This window comes from Marinobacter sediminum, assembly GCF_023657445.1.
In the GTDB taxonomy this organism is placed as follows: Bacteria; Pseudomonadota; Gammaproteobacteria; order Pseudomonadales; family Oleiphilaceae; genus Marinobacter; species Marinobacter sediminum_A.
Window position 1 is genome coordinate 1426501 of record NZ_JAGTWY010000001.1, and the last position, 21318, is coordinate 1447818.

Below are 21318 nucleotides of genomic sequence, written 5' to 3' on the forward strand. Positions count from 1 at the left end.
AAATCCTTGTTATTCTGTTTGGAGCAAGAGGTTCGACAGCACGAGCGAATAAGTAGGCTCGTACCAACCGTAGCGATCAAAGTCTGAGAGAACTCGCGCACCCAGTTTTAATTCGGGCAATGAAGGCGTTAAGTCTTCGAAACGGGCTTTACCTGCGGTAACAGCGGCCATGAAGATCGGTAGATATGCGACCGCTCTTGAAAACCCAACATCCGGTAAACGCTTCAGTTCGTCGGGGAAGTCTTGCTGATGTATCCAGTTCGTCAGTTCTACTTTGAACCATTCGGGCCATCTCTGATCGTCGGCGTGATTACGGCGCAAATCTTCGAAACAATATTTCGCGAATACATAGGGGACTTGCTGCAGATTCAGATGCTCTGGCTCTTTTAGATACTGAGCAAGATGCGCAAAGCAGGGGATAGATTCAGAGACGCTTTTAATTCTGTCTTGAACAACTTTTTCGGCGAACTCCTCTGGAATACCCTTTTCGACCAGAAACTTCTTTTGCGACGCTCTAACATCCACCCATGTGTGAACAGCCACCGTCTCCCAGATTACCGCAAGCTCATTACTCATCCGCCGGCAGAAATCTGGATCAAATTCCAGGCGGAACACTGCGACCGCCATTGCAGCTGAATTGGCCGCTAACGCTTTCCAAGCCTCAAATGCGGACAGCGGAAGAGAACTGAAGCGATCTTTTAGCGATCGCAGATAATCCCAACCGCTGTGCGACAGGTCCTCCGCCATCGCCGCAATGACATCATGAAAAACATTAGGGTTGTGTCTCGGATGAAACAGTTTCGCTGCTGCGTGTAAGGTTTTCGGCGCACTTCCGTTAGTCTCGACGGGGCCCTCTGTGACCCAAACCGTTGGCCGAAACTTCACTTTCGACTCGGCTGGCGTAAACAGTAGCCAAGGGCCGTTTTTCATCATTTTCGTGGGGATCTCGAAAACGCCCATTCCGACACCTTCGGAAAAGCGCTCAGTTACGGCGACTGATTCAGCCTGAGGGTCATCTAGGCGCATACCAGAAACGCCTGAAAAACTGCCAGATGTTGCAGACCTATCCGCAATGACCTCTAATCGGCCAATTGAATTTGGGCCTTCGAGGCGAGCGTTGTAACGAACAACATCGATCTGCTTTAGCATCTGGTCGGTTTCAATTCGGATTCTGACAAAAGCATCTTGGTTGATAGCCGTACCCAACATTTGCTGGATATCTTCCTGAAACGCATAGAGACTAATTTGTTGTGGCTGCTTGTTAACCGTGAACGGGTAATACCTTCGGAAGTTGGGAACGTCCTGGGATATAAGTTCGAGGCAAACGAAAAACTGTTCTCGACTATCAGGCCTGGGCGTCAACGTCATTGACGTTTCGATCAACTGGTCGAGCGACATCAAGCCGCTTTTAATCTCATTGCCCTCTTCGTCAAAAAGCTGAACTCCCGTTTTCGGGTAAGGCAATCTCAGAACGACAGGCTCTGACGGCTTGATACCATCAGTTAACGCAATACTGATCTTTTCTGGTGCACCTTGGCCGACTTGTGGCGCCATAGTTATACTGTAGCCATCTTCGGAGTCCTGAACCTCGGTTTTGAGCGAGTTATCGAGAACCTGAAGCGTGAGGCGCCGGGAGCTTTTAAGGATGATGCGGGCCGGGCTATTGCGGGAAGCGGGTACAGAAACAACTCTTAAATCTTTCGGTATCACCCCTATTCTTCGTCTAAGAAGCGTTTCCCCTGAATCTCCAAGCACGCTCAAAGCGAAGCTGCCTACCTGATTCTGTTGATAGTCGAAAAGCAGAGGCGCACCGTTTGCCAGAATGCGAATGTCGTTATGTTCGTCACTATCTAACCCAGAGACACTAGGCCACCCCCGGTAGGCAAGATTCGGCAAAGTACTGTAGAGCGAAACGGTGCCAAGAAGAGATGGCTTTTGGAAACTGGCATTGGGGTCAAATCGCACCAAGACGCGAGTGTGCTCACCAACAAGCACCAGATCTGATGAAACGCTTATCCATTGGGCGCCCTCTTGCTCGTGAGCTAGATCCTCGTGCGCAATTTCGGTCTCGAGATGAATTTCAGGAGGAATCCGAATAATGGCTTTATCGCTAGGCACCACTACGGAAGCGGTTGATAGCAGCCTCAGCTGTTCGCTTTCATGCACGAAAACCATCGGCGATGAACGATAATCAACCTCACTCCCTTCGAAATAAGACGCGTGAATTCGATGACCATTGGAGAGGAACTGGATAGTAAGAGGCAGCTCCGGATTGGTGCGATTAACCGTCACCGAACGAGACTGGATTTTTACAGAAATCGCAGAGCGATCATCGTTGACCTGGCCATGAGCGATACCCGATCGCTTCAGCAATACATCGCCCTCATAGAAAGCAATTTCTAGCCTTGTACTCTGAATTCGGTGCCCTTCTAACTGAATCTCAATCTTTTCTGGGAGGAAAATTTCTGTGTTAATCGACCAGTTAGCGTAACTACCCTTCAGCCAGTGCTCGCATGTGTAATTCTTTTCGTCCGCTTCTAACCGTTTTTTCTCGGAGCGGCTACGGCCAGCATCTTTTAGCCAATCATTAATAAGATTCCGAGCATTGTGTTCACTCAGTGGCAGAGGCGACTTCTTTCGCCAATCTGGAGCATGCTCGTCAAGATAATCTACTGGTTCATCAACGGAGGAAATAGGGTGTGATTCAGCCAGCTGCATCAGCCATTCTACGATTGATGCAATAAGCAGATATTTTTCAGGGGTACGAAACGTTTGAGGGAAGGAATATGCGTAGTTCTCTATTACCGAAGCGACTTCGCCGCCGGCCTGCTTCACTCGGTAATACTGATTTACAGCGCCCCTAACGGCTCTGCCAAACCCATGCGTTTCGCTCTGGACCAGCCGCCACGGAAGACCACCTTCGTCAAAAAGAGAGCCCAAATAATCATAACCATTGGTTCGAAGGCGAATCGGGCGCTTCCAGAATTCCAACCCTTTTTTGACGATCTCACTGTGAAGCCGGCTCGGAAGTTCAACAGAGAGCGGCTTCTCGAAGCCACTCCAAGACCAGCCTAGGTTCGAACCGTCGTACTCTCGTCGGTATTTTTCAGCGACAAATAAACAGAAAACGGCTGACCACTGTCTGGAATAGGAAGGGCTCTCGATGTCTGGAATGGATTGCCGGAGTATGGTTGGCAGTTCTGAGTATTCCTCATCGGTAACGTGGTACTGATAAAGAGGACTCGCATCAGGTCCTCCGATCATTCCCCGCACGAACAGGAACTCATTGATCCAAGCTTTGGATTTACTTCGTCTACCGACATCCATGAATAAGTCCTTTTATATCTATTATTATTCGTTTCGAATCTATTTCCCTCCGGATAACTTTAGCGGCTCTTTCGACTCAATAAAATTCGCAAAAACAACCTTTATCTAAAATTAACGAGCGGTTACGCATCGACCCATACGAACTTGCTGGCGGACAGCCTTTGCTCTCCGTCAAACCGATACGCGCATAACTTCCCACCGTGATCGCCTGCAACGCTGTAATCCAGGCAAGCAATATGATCACTTAGAGGTTTAGGCTCGCCGCTCATCCAGTAATGCCCCACGAACACGGGTTTTTCGCCGTCATAGCCAGGAAGCACATCTGCTTCAACGGGCTCGTGCGGAATTTGTTGTATAACATTACCCGGTACCATGGCTAAATCCCGATAGGTCAACTCACCCCGGCGCCACCACTCAGCACGGATGTTGGTGCGCTTGTTTTCGTCCTTATCGAAGAAGTGGTGATCTCCAGGCAGTGGAATCTCCAAGCCCTTGAGCAGCGTTTCAATCGCGTCATAGGCTTCTGAGCCCTTTTGGCTCGCTTTTACCCAGCTTTTTTGTAGCAGCCTATTGCTTGGGCCTGTGTAATTCGCGATCGCCGCAATGTGTGCAGGGTGCCAGCAGGCATGCACTACTCGGAAGTCGGGCAGGTCCAAATAAACTGGCAGGGTTTTAAACCACTTGATCATACTTCGGTGTAGTTCGCTTCCGTCACCGACTTGTTCCAGAAACGCTCTATGCTGCTTCAGATTTTTCTCAATATGAGGACGGAGATAATTGCCGGGATTCTGTGGGTCTTCAGTTGCCCAAGCTACGGCATTGAATTCGTGATTGCCCATCACGGCCAAAGCCTTACCCTTCTCAACCATGGTGCGGGCCATGTTGACCGTTTCCACCTGTTCAGGGCCCCGATCGACGAAGTCACCCAAGAAGATCACTTTACGCTCGGAGTGCTGCCACACCCCGTCTTTTTCTCGGTAATCCAATTTGGTAAGAAGGGCTTTTAGTTCAGTTGCGTGGCCGTGAATATCGCCAATCAGGTCATACATCACAATTGCTCCCTGAGCTGTTACTGCTGGGCTTCACGAATAGTTTGAGAGATGACATCTAGCTCTCTTATTCCCCTCGCCAGGCTCGGTGCAGGCCCTTCATGCTTTCCAATCACCTCGCCATTTCGGGCCAATAGATAGGCTGCGTTCTTTTTGTAATAAAACCAATACTGCTTGATATGTCCCCAGATTCCAAGATCCCCAGTGGTTTCATAGACATGTTCGCGGACACGACACTGGGCGCGGCCCAGTTGCCGGTCGATAGATCGCCGCCAGAAGCCTTTCGGAAAGTCCAGGTAACGCTGATGTTCACAGACAGCCAAGGCAAAGATAGGCTGGCTCTGTCGCTTGAAGCCAGTATCAACCCATAGGTAAGGCTTGAACGCCTCTCGCTCTTCTTCCAGGTATTTCTTTATCCGGCAGATTCGCTGGTCGGCCACAGCCATATCCATGCCCGTGACCACGCACATTGCCCGCAGGAATCCCTCACTGCTGTATTTGAAATCGAATCCGCCGTCGTTCAGGCCAAACTCTGGATCATCCAGCACGTTCTGGAGGCGCTCCAGGTTTGCGGAGGTTGGTTTCTGGTAGCCCATGGCCTCCAGGATTTCATTCCGGGGCATGGCCGCTACTCGCAACACCAGGTCGGTTTTGAAGTTTTCGATCATTGCTCCTCCTCGCCCAATTGCTGAAGGGTGGGCTCAAGCTTATTCGCGTCGAACTGGTCCCCATCGAAAAACCATTCTGAGATTTCTGCTCGTAGTGCCTGCTTAAGGCTTTTGCCTTCCTCAAGCCTTTGGGCGACGACTTCGGCTACCTTGTCGTATTCATCGAAGCAATCGTTTTCTTTGCAGCAGGTATTTGTGGGATCCGTTTCGAATAGAGCCCTGGAAATCTGTTCTGCGCTGGGTTTGGGTAGCATATTGGCTCTCCTATCGGTGCAGTCTCACTATCTGACAGCAATGCGACACTTAGCGTCGCAGAAGATCGGTATGCTTTTCCCAAGCTTTGAACACTGGAGCAATGATCATGAATAAAGTGAAGAAAGAAGAGGCTCGGAAGCTTCGTGAAGCCTATGAAAATATGTCTGCAGAGGAACTGAGAGAGTTTTTCCGAAAGCAGCAGATTCAGGCGTTCGCGAAGGAGATCCACCTTGAGCTATTCCCTGAGGAATATGATTTCATGATGGATTCCACTGCAGATGTAAGAGACCGTCGCAGGGGCGTTAACCCCATGAACCCGGAGTATACCGAACGGGTAAATGCTCGCCGCAAAAAGCTTGAAGTGCCGCCACTGAGCCCGAATGGGTTGGCGGCCTGTCGGACCAGTTGGGAGGTTGCTTATGCCGAAGCAGAGAAGCGGTTGAGCGGATAAATCGTGGGACGCTTAATTCGCGCCCCATCGGGTATGTTTTAAACTGCAATTTAACCAACAGCAGCAGGTCAACCGGACACCGATTTAAAACCTGAACTCTGGCCCAACTGAAAAGACGTTGATATCAGTTTCGCCCAGTTCGTCCTCATCACCAACGTTCAGCAACAAGTCCCAATCTGCTCGCAGCCGAATCTCTTCGGAAATCTCATAGCTCATGCCAAGACCGGTCCTGAATGCCACGCCGGTGTCGTCGTCGCTCACAGATAAAGTCTGAAATCCGTTGCTGGCTGCGACCTCGTAGTTCAGGCGCCACAACATGAGTCCAGCTTTCGTAAACACTTTGAATGGGCCGGATTCGGGCATGCCAAGTTGAAGCGTTGTATCAACGAAATGGCCATTTACGGCAGCCGCCACTCCAACGCCGTCAATAACACCGGAAGCTTCTACATCATCAATGTAGCGGTAACCGAACTCCAAATTGGCAAAGCTATTGAGTTCGGTGCCACCGTAAATGCGCAAAGCTAATGCGCTATCGTCGCATGACGCTTCTGTTCCATCGCAAAAATCATCCACTGTTGCCTGGCCGGCTGAAACACCGAAATAGCCGGGATTTCCCTCAGCCGCATAAGCTGGTGCATGGGCAATTGCGGCGACAGAAAGCATTAGTGCGGTTTTATTTAATTTCATTTCGACGTCCTTTTTCGAGTGAAAACTGCTCGGCCAGCCTCTACTGGCCGGCCGAGGGTGTATTGAGATTAAATGCGGCAAACGACAGCAGCGGTCGCAGGCTCTAGAAAAAGTGTTTCTTTGAAACAACAAACGCCCTCAATCTTTTAGCCTCATGCGATCCAGTCCCTGTTCAAGGGTGGCAGCTATCTCTTGTCGCAGCCAAATCGGCTCGACAATATCGCAATGCACCGCCTGAGCCGTAAGCCACCAGCGTAAATCCTGTGTATCGCCAACAGTCACCGCTATCTCAAAGGTGTGTTCGTCTATCTCGGTTGTCACCTGGTCGAAACCTAACGGCGATTCGATGAGATGGTTGAGCACGGGCTTATCGCAACGCAGATGCAAGAACAACGGTTTACGGGAGTGGAGAATTCCCATGGCGCCTGAGGAAATGTAAAGGTCGAGGTCAAAATCATCCGGCCGCTCAAGAGGTTCTTCCACCAACTCCCCGGCCGTCGCCCGGTGCAGAACTAATTGGCGAACACCCTCTCTGCCCTCAATACTTCCAATCAGGTAGACGTTCGGATCCCGAAAGATCAAACCGAACGGATGTACCACTATTTCTGCCGGTTCTGGCCAGTTACGGGCCTGGTAGGTAAGTTTGCAACGGAATTCCCGTAGCAAAGCTTCGGTGACTGTTTCCAGGACATCCGCATCGATATCAGGCCGTTTTCCGCCCAGGCCGCGATTGATAACCCTCACCCGATTTGGCCACTGCCCCAATGGATTACGTTCACGCAGCAGGGTGCGATGGGCCTCATCGAAATGGGGTTTCAGGTGCGAGAGCGCTCGGGGTGGAAGCATTGGCCGTAGGTAAGCTCTTGCAAGCTCAAAGGTCAGTGCCGCCGGTAGATCCAGAGCCGGGATGATGTCCATAGTCGCTTCGCGGTCGAAGGACCACTGAAAAGGCCGGCTGGTTTCATCCACCAGAAGCGGGAAGTCCGTGCTCAGTTTCTCCAGATCCCGCTGGATTGAGCGCATGGTCACTGAGAAACCCTGCTCATCAAGTCGGCTCGCCAACTCGGTTGTGGTGATGGCTTTCGGGTACCGGGGTACCATCCGGAGCATTGTCAGGTAGCGGACGGCGGTGTTGGACATTGGCTATTCCTTGTTCGTCTAGAGCGACTGAGCGCCCTGTTCCTTAGTTGCCTGAATATCCACCGGCGCCACCCCCAAGTCCTGCCACTTCTCCGGATGACAGGTAAACAGCAGTATCTGATGCCGACTGGCCGCATCAAACAGGATGCGTTTCATGTCTTCCAGGCGGTCGCTGTCGCTGTGCACCAGGGTGTCGTCCAGTATCACCAGCGTTGGCCTTCCTGCTTCGCGCAGCAGATCGGCATAGGCCAGGCGGCTGATCAGGCCCATCTGTTCCCGGGCGCCAAAACTCAGTTCGGTGATCTGCCCGAGCTCGGTGCCCCGGCTGAAGGTGCCCGGACGTAGCTGTTCATCCACTTCCAGCGACGCTTCCGGGAACAGCACTGAAAGGTAATGGTTCAGGTGCTTTTGCAGCGGCGCCTGCAGTCGACGCGTCAGGGCCTGGCGCTTTTCGGTGAGCAGGTTCAGCAGCAGATCCAGCGCTTGGGCGCGGCGGTGCAATTCCTGATAGCGGCGATTGCATTGGTCGAGCTCCGCCTCTTTTTCATTGAGCTGTTCTTCCAGCCCTTCCGCACCCCAGGCTTCCAGCCGGACTTTGATATCCCTGAGCTCACGCCCCCGGTTTTCCTGGGTCTGGCGCAGATGATTGGCTGCGTTCTGATAGCGTTCGATGTCCTGTTTGAGAAAGTCCGGGCGGGCCTCGCGGATTTCCCGTTCGCGGCGTTCGAGGCTGGCTTGCAGTTCGGTCTGCTGTTTTTCGATGTTCGCCAGGTCGGTGGTTATCTGACGAAGTTGCTGCTGCCGTTCCGGGCTTTTCTCTTCATCCGCCAGCCGCTGCCATTCTGTTTTGGCGTTATCCCGGGCCTGTTTCCGTGCCGACAACGTCGCCTGATGTTCACGGTCATCAGATTCAGCCTTATCCAGCGCGGTGCCTGCCTGAGCGAATGCGGCCTCCGCTTCTTCGAGGGCGGGTACATTCTCTTTCGGATCCGGTTTTGGCGTGGCCTGCAATTGGCTTCTGGCTTTCTCCAGTTCGCTTCCTGCCTCGCTCTGTTCGGAGATAAGTTGCTCAATGCCGGCCGGCGCCACGGACTTCAGCAAATCTTCCGCGTGCTTCTGGGCTCTTCCGGCACTATCAAACGCTGAAAGCCGGTCTTCCGCCTGTTCCACGGATGCCACGCCGAGGGTCTTCAGCTGTTCTGCAAAACTGTCCTCGAGGGTTTTGAGCTTCCGGCGGGTGCTGGCCAGCTCTTCGCCGCCGGGGGTTATGCCCAGCGTACCAACTCCCGGGATAATCAGGGTCGATTCTTCCAGTAGCTGCTGCTCGCCTTGTCCCGTGAGCTGCTCGTTGTTCAGCGTCACTGACGCGTTGGCTTCCAGCTGCCAGCTCAATCGGGTGGCGATTGTTTGTGAACGGATGGTTTCTTCGTTCAGCTGGTTCCCGGTGGCTTTCAGGTTTTTGACCAACTCTGAGTCAATCCGGTTTTCTCTGGCCTGCTGCCTGGCTTGCTCTAACTGCTGGTGGTATTCCTTCGCTTTGGCAAGATTCTGGGTCAATACCTGTTTGTGCTGCTCAAGCCGCCGGACATCCTGCTCCAGCCGTTCCCGGGTTTGCAGCAAACCGGCAAGCTTGCGTTGCTTTTCGGCTTGCTCGTAGGCGGTTTTGGCTTCGGCCAAACGACCAGCAATAGCCGGGGTCTGAGCTTCTGCCAATCGAAGGTCGCGCTCGGCGCGTTCCAGTTCGGCTTTTCGGCCCTCCAACTGGCGACTCAGCCCTTCAAGATGTTCTTTGTTCTGCTGCAACAATCGGTGGTTCTGCTGCAGCTGGGCAAGCGTGGCTTTTTCCTGGTTTTGTTGCTGCTCCAGGCGCTCTACCTGCTGATATCGCGTGCGGGCTTCTTCCAGCTGTCGCTGGGCCTCTTCCCAGGGGCGCTCCGCTTCCGCCTGATCATAGTCATGGGCCAGCTTGCCGAGTCGGTCGACCTGTTCCTGGTATTTATGCACCCGTTCCTTCAGCTCTTCGATTTCACGCTCATACAGGGCACGGTCTTTTTCCAGTTGCAGGTAATCTCCACGGGGCTTACCGGTTCCGGTCAGCAGGGTGTCCCGTTGGCTCCGGACCGAATCAATCAGGTCATCGCCGCTGGAACTGGCCACCTCGCCCACCATGGAATTCAGGGCGGACTTCAGATGGTCCCCGGCGTGCTCTATGGCCTGTTCGATGTCCTGCCCGGTGCCCTGTTCAACCCACAGCAATCCCGGTATACCCCAGTGTTCGGCTTTGCTGGCGCCCCGTTTCGGGTACTGGTAGCCCAGCAACTCGGCCAGTTTTTCTTCCGCATCGTCTTCGCTGTAGGTTTCGGTGCCGACGGTCAGGTCACAGCGTTTGCGCTGCAGGAAGCTCTTGGTGAGGTGCCAGTTTCGGTTGTCGTGCTCGAAATCCAGCTCGATGGTTGGCGCCGCGGCGGAGTCGCCCCAGGGGCGCAGGTCGTCAACAGCCGTTGAACGATAGCGCTCGAAAAAGGCCGCACGAATAGCCCGGACGAGCGTGCTTTTACCGGATTCATTGGGGCCGTGAATCAGGTTGAGGCCGGGTTGCAGGTTGTCCAGAACAAAGGGTTTGCGGAACTGGCGTAGCTGCTCAATGCGCATGCGCTGCAGTTTCATTGGCTGGCCTCCTGTTCCCGCTCCCTGAGCAGCCCCGCCAGAATGGCCAGCGCATCCCGGGCGGCTTTATCCTGTGCGCCTTCCTGCCGTTGGCGCAGACTCTCAATCACCTCGCCTACATAACCATCCGCTTTCAGGGCCCCAATGTCCTCATCGGTGGGGGCAAGCTGTAAGCCACTGCGCTCGCAGCGAAGGCTGCGAAATCTGGCTTCCGCAACCGACAAAGCCTTCAACAATGTTTCCTCTCCGGCCAGGGTTACCGAGCCTTCAAGGCGCAAATCGACCACGGCGGATTCGGGCAAGGCATCCAGACGCTCCAGCAGTTGCTCAAGGTCCGACTGGACCGCCAGGGTTTCCCGCCACTGGTGCCATTGATAATGCCCTGTTGGTAATTGGGTTACCTTGGGTATTGCGCCTGGTTCTGATACTTCAACAATCAGGGCATGCCCCGCTTCGTTGTTCCGAAACCGTTCCGGCTCGGGGGTTCCGCTGTACCAAGTGCGTTCATCGATCTGTTTGGTGCCGTGCCAGTCGCCCAGGGCGAGGTAGTCCAGCCGGCTGGCTTCGGCGCGGTCTGGCGCGATGGGGTTGGTTGAATCGATCTCGTCTGGCAACAGGCCCTGGACGCTGCCGTGGGCCAGGCCGATCCTGGGGAAACCTTCCGGCGACTCGTAGCCGCTGAACGGCTCGGTCAGATCACCGTAGGTATGGCGTTGAGTCAGGGGCGCGCAGAGTATGCTCAGGCTCTGGGGTTCCAGATCGATGATGCCGGGCTGAAGCGCAAGGTGTACGTTCTCAGGCACCGCACCCAGGCGCTGGGCCCGCGTCCATACGCTCTCTGCCAGGGCGGCATCGTGGTTGCCTGGCAGCATGACCCAGGGGCCGGCAAACCCCTTTGTGGCGTTGAATACCCGCCGGATGGTGCGATCAGAAACCGTTTGTGCGTCAAAAACGTCACCCGCCACCAATACCGCATCGCACTGATGTTCATTGGCCAGTTGAGCAAGCTTTTCAATGGCCTCAAACCGGGCCTCGACCAGAGCTGCACCGTCTTCGGTTTCGAAACGGGTAAATGCCCGGCCCATCTGCCAGTCTGCCGTATGCAAAAACTTTGGCATTTTATGTACCTGAGAGATCTGGGAATTTTCGCGTCATTCTAGACTACCCGCCCATACTTTACAGAGGCGATGCGACAATCAACGTCGTTCTGGACGAGACAGTTTCGCTGCGAAGACTACGCCGGGCTGAGCCGGCAAGCTGCGTACTTGAATTCCGGAATCTTCCCGTAGGGATCCAGCGCCGGGTTGGTGAGCAGGTTGGCCGCCGCCTCCGCAAAGGCGAAGGGTATGAACACCATGCCCTCGGGCATAGCCTGATCTGCCCGCGCCGTCAGGGTGATGCTGCCACGCCGGGTGGCAACCTGGATGGCATCACCGGGTGTGACGCCCAGTCGAGCCAGCTCCGCGGGTGCCAGATAGGCGGCCGCTTCGGGCTCCCGCTCATCCAGTACCCGGCTGCGACGGGTCATGGCGCCGGTGTGCCAGTGCTCAAGCAATCGCCCGGTGGTTAAAACGATGGGATAGCCCTCATCCACCGGCTCATCTGGCGGCAGCGGCCGGGTCGGCGATAATCTGGCCCGGCCCCCGGCGCGTGGGAACGCATCGGAGAAGACAACATCGTGCCCTGGCGCGTCGTCGGCAGGACATGGATAGGTCACCGAACCTTCCCGCTCCAGGCGGGACCAGGAGATATGATCGAGTGAGTGCATGCCCTGTTTCATCTCGGCAAACACTTGCTCGGGGCCGGCGTAGTCCCACCCCAGTCCGAAACGCCGGGCCATTTCCTGAATGATCCACCAGTCGGGCTTTGCCTCCCCGGGTGGCGCCAGCGCTGCGCGGCCCATTTGCACCTGCCGGTTGGTGTTGGTGACGGTGCCTGACTTTTCCGACCAGGCGGCGGCAGGCAGGATGACGTCGGCAAACTGGGCGGTTTCGGTGACAAACAGGTCCTGCACCACCAGGTGTTCCAGGGCAGCAAGGGCGGCCCGGGCGTGGGTCAGATCCGGGTCGGACATCGCGGGGTTTTCGCCAAGGATGTACATGCCCTTGATGGTGCCCGCCGTGATGGCGTCCATAATCTCCACAACGGTGAGCCCTGGCTCCGGGTCGAGTTCGGTGCCCCAGAGTTCTTCGAAGGCGGCGCGCAGCTGGGCGTCTCCCACCGGTTGGTAGTCGGGCAATACCATGGGGATCAGGCCGGCATCGGAGGCACCCTGGACGTTGTTTTGCCCTCGCAACGGATGCAGGCCAGTGCCGGGCCGGCCGGTGTGGCCGCAGGTCAGGGCCAGTGAAATCAGGCAGCGGGCGTTGTCGGTGCCGTGTACGTGCTGGGAAATGCCCATGCCCCAGAAGATCATCGCCCTGTCGGCGCCGGCGTAGGCGCGGGCCACTTCACGAATGGCTTCTGGCTCTACGCCGCAGAGTGGGCTCATTACCTCCGGGGTCATATCGGCGACACTTGCTGCCAGTGCCTCGAAACCCTCGGTGTGGGCATCAATGTAGGGCTGATCGTAGAGACCTTCGCTGATGATTACATTGAGCATGGCGTTGAAGAGCGACACGTCGCCACCCGGCGAAAAGCGCACGCTGCGCCAGGCGTAAGCGTCCAGCGCCTGGCCACGGGGGTCGATGATGATCAGTTTGGTGCCGTTCCGCGCCGCCTGTTTGAAGTAGGTAGCGGCTACCGGGTGGTTAACGGCGGGATTGCAGCCGGTGAGGATTACCACATCCGCCTGAAGCGCCTGCATAAAGGAGGCGGTTACTGCGCCGGAGCCCAGGCATTCCATCAGCGCCGCCACGGAGCTCGCGTGGCAGAGCCGCGTACAGTGGTCGACGTGATTGGAGCCGAAACCGGTGCGCACCAGCTTCTGGAACAGCCAGGCTTCTTCGTTGGAGCACTTGGCGCTGCCAAAGCCGGCGAGCGCACTCGGGCCGTGCTTGCCTTTGAGTTCAGTCAGCCCGGTTGCAGCAAATTCCAGTGCCTCTTCCCAGCTCGCCTCGCGAAAATGCGTCAACGGATTGGCCGGGTCAAAGTCGGGGTCGACGCCCTTGGCCACGCCCTCCAGGCGGATCAACGGCCGGGTGAGCCGCGCCGGGTGTGAGGGGTAATCGAAGCCAAAACGCCCTTTCACGCATAGCCGGCCCTGGTTTGAGGGACCGTCCCTGCCTTCAACAAAAAGGATGCGCCCTCGCTGCTCGCCTGCCCCTGGTTGTAGTTGGGCAGGCTCGTCTTTCACGTGATAGGTCAACTGGCAGCCTACCCCGCAATACGGGCATACGGAGTCCACGGTGCGGTCGGCCGTGGCGGAGTCTCCGCGGCCCTGGGCATCGATCAGGGTGGCGGGCATGAGCGCGCCGGTCGGGCAGGCCTGCACACATTCGCCGCAGGCCACGCAGGTGCTGTCGCCCATAGGGTCGTCGAAGTCGAAGATCACCTTGGACGCGGCGCCCCGGTGAGCCAGACCGATCACATCATTGCCCTGCACTTCCCGGCAGGCGCGCTCGCACAGGCCGCAGGTGATGCAGGCGTCCAGATTGACGTTCATGGCCGAATGGGTGGCGTCATGGCCCCGGGCGTGGGGCAGCGAGTCAGACCGCGGCTCGACATGGTGAACCGTAGGCTCATTACGTTCCGAATGGGCCGGGATGCGCTGGCGCACAGCACTGGCATCGATGGCCAGTTGATCCGCCGTATCCCACAGATGGCTGGAACGGTCCGGGCTCCGCGCTCGCTCGGGCTGATCGGCCAGCAGTAATTCGAGCACGCCTTTGCGGGCCGCCTGAACACGGGAAGAACCTGCGCTGCGAACCACCATTCCGGGCGCTGCCTCACGGATACAGCTTGCGGCGAGCACCCGCTCGCCTTCCACTTCCACCATGCAGGCGCGGCAATTGCCATCCGCGCGGTAACCCGGCGCGTCTTTGAAGCAAAGGTGCGGGATGGTCTCACCGGCGCGCTTGGCTACCTGCCACAGGGTTTCGCCGGGGAAGGCCTGAACTTCGACATCGTCCAGGGTCAGGGTAAAACTTTTGCTGGAATGGCTCATGGCGGCTTCCCTACCCTTTAGCGATGAGGTTGTGGCTGGCAAGTTCGCTGCGAAAATCCCGCAGCAGACTCAGAACCGGATTGGGCGCAGCCTGGCCCAGACCACAGATGGAGGCATCCGCCATCACCCTGGCCAGCTGCTGGAGCGTTTCCTCATCCCAGGTCTTCCGCTCCAGCCACGTCAGCATTTTCTCGGTGCCCACACGGCAGGGGGTACACTGCCCGCAGGACTCATCCGCGAAGAAGCCCAAAAGGTTGGAGGCCGCAGCTTTCAAATCGTCCTGATCGGACAGAACGATCACCGCGGCGGAGCCGATAAAACAGCCGTGCTCCTGCAGGGTGTCGAAGTCCAGAGGGATGTCTGCTTTGCTGGCGGGCAGTATTCCGCCGGAGGCGCCGCCGGGCAGATAGGCCAGGAGGCGATGCCCTTCGGCCATGCCGCCGCAGTATTCCTCGATTAACTCATTAAGGGTGATCCCCGCCGGGGCAACGTGCACACCGGGCCGGGCCACTCGCCCGGAGACCGAAAAGCTCCGAAGCCCCTTACGACCATGCCGCCCTTGGCTGGCGAACCACTCGGCGCCCTGGGCGTGGATGCGCGGGATCCAGTAAACCGTCTCGACGTTGTTGACCAGGGTGGGCTGGCCAAACAGCCCTTTCTGGGCAACGAACGGCGGACGATGGCGTGGCTTGCCAGGTTTGCCCTCCAGGGATTCGATAAGGGCTGATTCTTCGCCGCAGATATAGGCACCAGCGCCACGGCGAAGGATGATAAAACCAGGCTCGACGATTTCGGCCGCTTCCAGCTCGGCAATGGCTTCGGTCAGCACACTGTGCAGCCCGGGATACTCATCCCGGAGGTAGATATAAAGGGCCTGCGCCTCGACCGCCCAGGCACTGACCAGGGCCCCCTCCAGGAATCCATGGGGTTCACGCTCCAGGTAATAACGGTCTTTGAACGTGCCCGGTTCGCCTTCGTCGGCGTTGATCACCGCATAGCGTGGCCCCTGCTCCGCCCGCACCGCCTGCCATTTACGGAAGGCCGGGAATCCAGCGCCGCCGAGACCACGCAGGCCGGCGTGCTCGAGTTCCTTTGCCAGCGATTCGACGCTCACCCGGCCTTCACGGCAATCTGCAAGCAACCCATAACCGCCAGCCGAGCGGTAATCCGCCAGACGTTGCCAGTGAATCTCATCCGGCTGGACCTGTTCATTTGCGACCGCCGCGCCCACAGTCTGGGCATTGGCATGGCACACATGATGGCGGCCAACTTCCACCACCGGTGCTGTGTCGCAGCGCCCCATGCAGGGCGCTCGCCGCACACGCACCGTGGCGGGATCAGCTCCGTCAGATAGCGCCTGATGCAGCGCCTCTGCTCCGGCCAGTTGGCACGAAAGCGAATCACATACCCGTAAGGTTATTGCCGGTGGTGGCGCTTGTTCGTCGTGAATAACGTCGAAATGGGCATAAAAAGTGGCCGTTTCATAAATGGCGGCCATAGGCAGATTCATGAAAGAGGCCAGGGCCCGGAGGCAAGGCATGGAGAGGTAACCGTAGGCGTCCTGCAGCGCGTGCAGGTGCTCGATCAGGCGGTTGCGGTGGCGCAATGACGAATCGGTACGTTCGTCACCGATCAGGTCCCGGAGCTCCGACAGTAAAGCCGGTTCGAGTTGACGGCCACGAAGCGCAGAACGCCGGCGTTTGACCACTTCTTCGTCTGTACTCATTATTTTTGACCAGGCCCCAAAGTACAAAAGACAGCCTTGTTGGCTGGCCCGACTATTTACTAGTCATTGAAGCATATCAGGATATGTGGCCGCTAGAGATCAAAACTGGTTGGACAGGGAGACGGCCCTCGTCTGAAACTTTCAACGTGAGGGAAGTTTGGGAAAATAATGGAGGCGCGGGTCGGAATCGAACCGGCGTTAACGGAGTTGCAGTCCGCTGCATAACCACTCTGCCACCGCGCCGGGTAAAAGTCTGAGAGGATCAGATCTTTTATGCTCTCAGGTGGGCTGTGAGAGACTGTGTCGACCTTTCAACCAGTGAACCTGGAAAAATTGGAGCGGGAAACGAGATTCGAACTCGCGACCCCAACCTTGGCAAGGTTGTGCTCTACCAACTGAGCTATTCCCGCTTGATCAACGAAGGCGTATTCTACGGATTCGGCCGATTGCGTCAACCACTTTTTTCAACTTTTTGTTTTATAAAGTTTTCTGGACATTTTTTAGCCTAAAACCCGAGCCCAGGATAGCAAACGATTGCCGCACCCGGATCAAGGTGCATGATACAATTTACGCAACTCAACGGGGTGCCCGGCGGAATGCCGAGCTGAGACCATACCCGCGGAACCTGATCCGGATTATGCCGGCGAAGGGATTGAGTTCTCACCACTGACGGTGAATCCGCGGCGTGGTTATCCCCCACCGGTTCTGGAGGATTAAAACCATGCTCATCCGCACTGCCTGCCTGCTCTTGGTTACGCTGTTGCCGCTCACCGTCACAGCTCAACCGTCGCAAGAGCTAAACGTCTACACCCATCCATCGTTCGCCGCAGAATGGGGGCCAGGCCCCGGGATCAAGCAGGCATTTGAAGCCCAATGCGACTGCCGAATCCATTACGTTGTGCTGGATAGTGGTGGCGACATATTGCAACGGCTGCGCCTTGAGGGCGAAGAAAGCATGGCCGATGTGGTTCTGGGCCTGGACACCGGCACCATGGACACCGCTCGCAAGACAGGCTTACTGGCTCCGCACCAGGTTGATTTGTCGGCTCTTGAGCTTCCGATCAGCTGGTCTGACAACCTGTTCGTGCCTTACGACTGGGGCTACTTCTCGTTTGTGTATGATACCGAGCAGCTCCCGGAACCACCCCAGAGCTTTGACGAACTGATCAATGCACCAGACGACCTGAAGATCATCATTCAGGATCCCAGAACCAGCACACCGGGCCTTGGGCTGTTGCTCTGGATGCGCAGCGTGTACGGCGAAGAGGCCCCGGAAAAATGGCAGAAGCTGAAGGATAAGATACTGACGACAACCAAGAGCTGGAGCGACGGTTACTTCTCCCTGTTTATGAACAATGAAGCTCCGATGATCCTGTCGTACAGCACCTCACCCGCCTATCACATGGCGATCGACAAAACCGACCGGTATCAGGCCGCAAGGTTTGACGAGGGGCACTACCTGCAGGTCGAGGTTGCTGCTCTGGTCGGCTCCTCAGCACACAAAGAGCTGGGGCGTGAATTTCTTCAGTTCATACTCACCAAAGATTTCCAGCGGCACATTCCACTGAAGAATGTCATGTACCCGGCGATCGACCTGGGGCCAGAGTTACCGGAGGTGTTCAGTCGGCTTATCGAACCGGCCAAAACCCTCTATTTCGAGCCAGCAACGGTTGCTGAAAACCGCAAGGCATGGCTGGATGAGTGGCTTGACGCCATGACACGGTAAAGAGGCCTTTTGTCGATGGGTCGGAGCATACGGGCACCACTGAGCAGGCCAGGCTGGCAGATCTGGCCCGGTACCTTGCTGGCTCTTGGCGTCGTCGGCCTTGCGGCAAGTGGCGCTTTCGCACTCTTGTGGCAAGCCCCGGCACTGGACGTTAGCGAACTCTGGAGCAACCGCTATCTCCGCAGTGTCCTTGTTTTCACCGTATGGCAGGCAACTCTCTCGGTCATCCTGAGTCTTTTGCTCGCGATACCGATCGCCCGTGCTCTGGACCGCCGCCGGCGCTTTCCTGGCCGCACAATCCTGCTTCGGCTAATGGAGCTCAGCCTCGTTATTCCCACCGTTGTCGCCGTATCCGGACTCGTCGCTATCTATGGCCGCCAGGGTTGGCTTACGTCATTGCTGCAGGAACTGGCCCCTTCCCTTAGCTGGAACCTGTACGGGCTCAACGGGATTGTCCTGGCCCATGTGTTTTTCAATGCACCTCTGGCAGCCCGTATTCTTCTGCAGGCTCTGGAGAGTGCGCCCCAGGCACAACGGCGCATCGCCAGCCAGCTGGGCCTCGGGCCGTTGTGGCAATGGAGGGCACTGGAGTGGCCGGCCATTCGGTCGGTTCTGCCTGGTGTCGCTGCCCTGGTGTTCACGTTGTGTTTTACCAGCTTTGCGATCGTGATGACGCTCGGTGGCGGTCCTGCCGCAACGACCCTTGAAGTGGCCATCTATCAATCCCTGCGATTCGAGTTTGATTTCGGCAGGGCCGCACTCCTTGCGCTTGTCCAACTCCTGATTTGCGGATCACTCTGGTGGCTGGTCCTCAGCAGAGGCATAAGCTCGGCCCTGGTTCCCGACCGCAAACTGGCGGATAACCATGGCCGCAAGGGCAATACACGGGCCCGTTTGCTGGCAGACAGCCTGCTGCTGGGCATCTTTACCCTTTTCCTGGTGCTACCTCTTCTCGCGGTGGTGTCCCGCGGGTTACCCGGGCTGGCCGATTCCCTGTCCCTGAGTTCTTCCCCAATGTCTGGCTCCGGACTACTGCAGGCAACCCTTCGTAGCCTTGCGATTGCGTTACCGGCCGGCGCCGCCGCAGTCATAACGTCGTTACTCGTTCTGGCGGCGAAGAAATCGGGGGGCAATCAACTGCGTTCACGGCTTTGTGAAGTCGCTGCCTACCTGCCCCTGATCATACCGCCACTCGTGCTGGGAACCGGGCTGTTTCTGCTGTTGCGACCAAAGCTAGGCATAACCAACGAAGGCCTTGTACTGGTCGCGCTGATCAATGCGATCATGGCCCTGCCCTTTGTTCTGCAGCTACTGCGTGGCCCTTTTCATGACTTCGATCCCGCCACCATTCACCAGGCTGATCAACTCGGCATCCGCGGCTGGTATCGCTGGCGCTGGCTCTACTGGCCCCGTATGCGGCGCCCCCTGGCGCTTGGCATGGCCTATGGGACAGGCCTGTCACTGGGCGATTTTGGCGTCATTGCCCTCTTTGGCTCACCGGGAAAACCGACGATCCCGGTGCTTCTCTACCAGCAACTGGGGAGTTACCAGATGGAGGCCGCCGCAGCGACCGGTCTGTGGCTGATCCTGCTCCTGCTTGCGCTGTTTGGTTTTTTCAATCTGCTCGGGAGACCGTACTCTCTGATCGCACGCTCTCATCGCACACGCGCCGAATTCCCGGAGCCAAACCATGCTTGATGTCAGAAATCTCGCTTTTACCTATGAACCGGAACGTGAGCCCTGGTGTTTCAACTTCCAGGTAAAGACCGGTGAGTGTATTGCCATAAATGGCCCGAGCGGATCCGGTAAGTCCACGCTCCTTGGATTACTGGCAGGGTTTCTGGAACCCAGCACGGGAGAAATAACCTGGAATGGTGAACCTCTGGTTCCACTTCCCCCTTGGGAGCGCCCAATGACCAGCGTATTCCAGGAACACAATCTGTTCGAACACCTGGACGTGGCGACCAACATCGGCCTGGGTATGCACCCTGGCATGAAGTTAACGGCTGAACAGAAGAGTGCGATTAGCGAAGGCCTTATCAGTGTTGGCCTCGCGGGACTGGCAAAGCGGATGCCAGCCGAACTCTCCGGGGGTCAGCGCCAACGGGTAGCCCTGCTGCGGGCAATACTTCGCAACCAGCCGCTCCTGTTACTTGATGAGCCGCTGACCGGCCTTGACGAAGACACGCGTAAGACCCTCAGAGCCATGCTCATTGAACAAAAGGGAGCGGGCGTCACGATCATTCTCGCCAGTCATGACGAAGAGGACCGCCGGGTACTGGCAGATAGTCATTGGAATCTCTAAGCTAGTGATTAGAAAGTAAAACAACCAATGGACTGCCGACTGAAGTGACGAGCCCAAGCAGTAACGAAAATCCGGATTTCCCGATGAGCCCCCAAAACCCGGGAGAAGTCTTGATGGTCGCGGGCGCTCTGGTCATTCGGGGAGACTGGACGTTAGCCGCCTATGAGCATCTAAGGGCCGTTGCAGGTACCTTTGCGACAGAAAAACTGGAGACCGTGCCGGTTGATATTTCGGGCCTTGGGCGGGTTGATACAGCAGGAGCGTCGCAACTGGTATCCCTTCTTGGGCCGGAACGGCTACTCGCCATCGCCTCTCAGCCTGATGTTCTTCCTGCAGAAAAATCGGCTTTGCTGTGCGCCGTTGGTGAGGCAATGGCCAACAGGCCAGAGCCCCAGGCTCCCAGTGTTTCCCAGTTCACGGTATTCCTTTCGGAGACCGGTCGCTGGATGGAAGGTCTTTTCGAATTACTCCGGATGCTGAACGGGTTCATTGGGCAAACCCTGGCAGCACTGCTCTGGACCTTACCCCGCCCAAGGCGATGGCGACTGACGTCCTTCGTAGCGGCGGTGCAGGATATCGGGCTCAATGCGCTTCCGATTGTTGCTCTTCTTACCTTCCTGGTCGGTGCCGTCGTCGCATTTCTTGGCGCAACCGTGCTCGAGGATTTCGGAGCCACCATCTACACCGTTCACCTGGTGGCCTTTTCATTTTTGCGGGAATTCGGTGTGCTTCTCGCCGCCATTCTTCTGGCCGGCCGGACCGCCAGCGCTTTCACGGCACACATCGGCGCCATGAAGGTCAACAAGGAACTCGATGCCATCCGGACACTGGGTCTCAACCCGATTGAGCTGTTGGTTCTGCCTCGGGTTCTGGCCATGCTTGTCAGTCTCCCCATTCTCACGTTTGTGGGAATGATCGCGGGTCTGGTTGGAGGCGCAACGGTCTGCGCGCTTGTTCTGGATATCTACCCATCGCAGTTCATGGCCATTATCGAACGGGACATTGCGCTTCGGCATTTTCTGGTAGGCCTTTCGAAGGCGCCGATTTTCGCCTTTCTGATTGCTGTTGTCGGATGCCTGGAAGGGTTCAAGGTTGGCGGCAGTGCACAATCCATTGGCCAACACACTACATCCAGCGTCGTTCAGTCGATATTTATGGTTATCCTGCTGGATTCCATTGCGGCATTGTTTTTTATGGAAATGGGCTGGTAAA

The 21318-nt window shown here is 56.6% G+C and carries 15 protein-coding genes, 2 tRNA genes and 1 riboswitch; of the genes, 5 read left to right on the forward strand and 12 right to left on the reverse strand.

The window, feature by feature from the left end:
• Positions 1-9 precede the first annotated feature (9 nt).
• From KFJ24_RS06790 to KFJ24_RS06805, 4 genes are all read right to left on the reverse strand, one after another.
• A complete protein-coding gene (locus KFJ24_RS06790; RefSeq protein WP_250830307.1) occupies positions 10-3327 on the reverse strand; it encodes an STY4851/ECs_5259 family protein in 3318 nt (1105 codons plus the stop codon).
• A 122-nt stretch (positions 3328-3449) separates the two neighbouring features.
• Positions 3450-4376 (reverse strand): metallophosphoesterase, encoded by a 927-nt coding sequence (locus tag KFJ24_RS06795; RefSeq protein WP_250830308.1) that lies wholly within the window; start codon positions 4374-4376, stop codon positions 3450-3452.
• 20 nt (positions 4377-4396) lie between these two features.
• Positions 4397-5044 carry a hypothetical protein gene (locus tag KFJ24_RS06800; RefSeq protein WP_250830309.1) on the reverse strand — a complete coding sequence of 216 codons (648 nt, stop codon included), beginning with the start codon at positions 5042-5044 and terminating at the stop codon, positions 4397-4399.
• On the reverse strand, positions 5041-5298 hold the full coding sequence (locus KFJ24_RS06805) for a hypothetical protein (protein WP_250830310.1): 258 nt from the start codon (positions 5296-5298) through the stop codon (positions 5041-5043). The genes KFJ24_RS06800 and KFJ24_RS06805 overlap by 4 nt, the downstream gene beginning before the upstream one ends.
• A gap of 107 nt (positions 5299-5405) precedes the next feature.
• Here KFJ24_RS06805 and KFJ24_RS06810 point away from each other — a divergent pair, with 107 nt between their 5' ends.
• The gene (locus KFJ24_RS06810; RefSeq protein ID WP_250830311.1) at positions 5406-5750 is read left to right on the forward strand and encodes a hypothetical protein; all 345 of its coding nucleotides are present in this window, start codon (positions 5406-5408) and stop codon (positions 5748-5750) included.
• An 84-nt stretch (positions 5751-5834) separates the two neighbouring features.
• Here KFJ24_RS06810 and KFJ24_RS06815 read toward each other — a convergent pair whose 3' ends face one another.
• From KFJ24_RS06815 to KFJ24_RS06850, 8 genes are all read right to left on the reverse strand, one after another.
• Positions 5835-6437: an outer membrane beta-barrel protein gene (locus tag KFJ24_RS06815; RefSeq protein ID WP_250830312.1), complete on the reverse strand. Its 603-nt coding sequence runs from the start codon at positions 6435-6437 to the stop codon at positions 5835-5837.
• 138 nt (positions 6438-6575) lie between these two features.
• Positions 6576-7577, reverse strand: coding sequence for a helix-turn-helix transcriptional regulator (locus KFJ24_RS06820; protein WP_250830313.1), 1002 nt, complete (start codon positions 7575-7577; stop codon positions 6576-6578).
• Between the two features lie 18 nt (positions 7578-7595).
• Positions 7596-10244: an AAA family ATPase gene (locus KFJ24_RS06825; RefSeq protein ID WP_250830314.1), complete on the reverse strand. Its 2649-nt coding sequence runs from the start codon at positions 10242-10244 to the stop codon at positions 7596-7598.
• Positions 10241-11362, reverse strand: coding sequence for a metallophosphoesterase family protein (locus tag KFJ24_RS06830; RefSeq protein WP_250830315.1), 1122 nt, complete (start codon positions 11360-11362; stop codon positions 10241-10243). Before KFJ24_RS06830 ends, KFJ24_RS06825 begins: the two co-directional genes overlap by 4 nt.
• 116 nt (positions 11363-11478) lie before the next feature.
• Positions 11479-14349 (reverse strand): formate dehydrogenase subunit alpha, encoded by a 2871-nt coding sequence (fdhF, locus tag KFJ24_RS06835; RefSeq protein WP_250830316.1) that lies wholly within the window; start codon positions 14347-14349, stop codon positions 11479-11481.
• Between the two features lie 10 nt (positions 14350-14359).
• Positions 14360-16075, reverse strand: a complete 1716-nt coding sequence (locus KFJ24_RS06840; protein WP_250830317.1) for an NADH-ubiquinone oxidoreductase-F iron-sulfur binding region domain-containing protein — start codon at positions 16073-16075, stop codon at positions 14360-14362.
• A 169-nt stretch (positions 16076-16244) separates the two neighbouring features.
• Positions 16245-16318: transfer RNA gene (locus KFJ24_RS06845), tRNA-Cys, on the reverse strand.
• Positions 16319-16409: 91 nt separating this feature from the next.
• Positions 16410-16485 (reverse strand) — tRNA-Gly (locus tag KFJ24_RS06850).
• Between the two features lie 160 nt (positions 16486-16645).
• Positions 16646-16744, forward strand: a riboswitch (TPP riboswitch).
• A gap of 52 nt (positions 16745-16796) precedes the next feature.
• Here KFJ24_RS06850 and thiB point away from each other — a divergent pair.
• From thiB to KFJ24_RS06870, 4 genes are all read left to right on the forward strand, one after another.
• Positions 16797-17801 carry a thiamine ABC transporter substrate binding subunit gene (gene thiB / locus KFJ24_RS06855; RefSeq protein WP_250830318.1) on the forward strand — a complete coding sequence of 335 codons (1005 nt, stop codon included), beginning with the start codon at positions 16797-16799 and terminating at the stop codon, positions 17799-17801.
• A gap of 15 nt (positions 17802-17816) precedes the next feature.
• The gene (thiP, locus tag KFJ24_RS06860) at positions 17817-19499 is read left to right on the forward strand and encodes a thiamine/thiamine pyrophosphate ABC transporter permease (RefSeq protein ID WP_250830319.1); all 1683 of its coding nucleotides are present in this window, start codon (positions 17817-17819) and stop codon (positions 19497-19499) included.
• Positions 19492-20106: a thiamine ABC transporter ATP-binding protein gene (locus KFJ24_RS06865; RefSeq protein WP_250830320.1), complete on the forward strand. Its 615-nt coding sequence runs from the start codon at positions 19492-19494 to the stop codon at positions 20104-20106. The genes thiP and KFJ24_RS06865 overlap by 8 nt, the downstream gene beginning before the upstream one ends.
• A gap of 83 nt (positions 20107-20189) precedes the next feature.
• Positions 20190-21317 carry an MlaE family ABC transporter permease gene (locus KFJ24_RS06870; RefSeq protein ID WP_250830321.1) on the forward strand — a complete coding sequence of 376 codons (1128 nt, stop codon included), beginning with the start codon at positions 20190-20192 and terminating at the stop codon, positions 21315-21317.
• Position 21318 lies beyond the last annotated feature (1 nt).

What these genes read in the sequence shown, in the direction of transcription:
- KFJ24_RS06825 (WP_250830314.1), bottom strand. Translation starts at nt 10,244, where the DNA reads ATGAAACTGCAGCGCATGCGCATTGAGCAGCTACGCCAGTTCCGCAAA.
- KFJ24_RS06805 (WP_250830310.1), bottom strand. Translation starts at nt 5,298, where the DNA reads ATGCTACCCAAACCCAGCGCAGAACAGATTTCCAGGGCTCTATTCGAA.
- KFJ24_RS06800 (WP_250830309.1), bottom strand. Translation starts at nt 5,044, where the DNA reads ATGATCGAAAACTTCAAAACCGACCTGGTGTTGCGAGTAGCGGCCATG.
- thiB (WP_250830318.1), top strand. Translation starts at nt 16,797, where the DNA reads ATGCTCATCCGCACTGCCTGCCTGCTCTTGGTTACGCTGTTGCCGCTC.
- fdhF (WP_250830316.1), bottom strand. Translation starts at nt 14,349, where the DNA reads ATGAGCCATTCCAGCAAAAGTTTTACCCTGACCCTGGACGATGTCGAA.
- KFJ24_RS06815 (WP_250830312.1), bottom strand. Translation starts at nt 6,437, where the DNA reads ATGAAATTAAATAAAACCGCACTAATGCTTTCTGTCGCCGCAATTGCC.
- KFJ24_RS06830 (WP_250830315.1), bottom strand. Translation starts at nt 11,362, where the DNA reads ATGCCAAAGTTTTTGCATACGGCAGACTGGCAGATGGGCCGGGCATTT.
- thiP (WP_250830319.1), top strand. Translation starts at nt 17,817, where the DNA reads ATGGGTCGGAGCATACGGGCACCACTGAGCAGGCCAGGCTGGCAGATC.
- KFJ24_RS06870 (WP_250830321.1), top strand. Translation starts at nt 20,190, where the DNA reads ATGAGCCCCCAAAACCCGGGAGAAGTCTTGATGGTCGCGGGCGCTCTG.
- KFJ24_RS06820 (WP_250830313.1), bottom strand. Translation starts at nt 7,577, where the DNA reads ATGTCCAACACCGCCGTCCGCTACCTGACAATGCTCCGGATGGTACCC.
- KFJ24_RS06795 (WP_250830308.1), bottom strand. Translation starts at nt 4,376, where the DNA reads ATGTATGACCTGATTGGCGATATTCACGGCCACGCAACTGAACTAAAA.
- KFJ24_RS06840 (WP_250830317.1), bottom strand. Translation starts at nt 16,075, where the DNA reads ATGAGTACAGACGAAGAAGTGGTCAAACGCCGGCGTTCTGCGCTTCGT.
- KFJ24_RS06865 (WP_250830320.1), top strand. Translation starts at nt 19,492, where the DNA reads ATGCTTGATGTCAGAAATCTCGCTTTTACCTATGAACCGGAACGTGAG.
- KFJ24_RS06810 (WP_250830311.1), top strand. Translation starts at nt 5,406, where the DNA reads ATGAATAAAGTGAAGAAAGAAGAGGCTCGGAAGCTTCGTGAAGCCTAT.
- KFJ24_RS06790 (WP_250830307.1), bottom strand. Translation starts at nt 3,327, where the DNA reads ATGGATGTCGGTAGACGAAGTAAATCCAAAGCTTGGATCAATGAGTTC.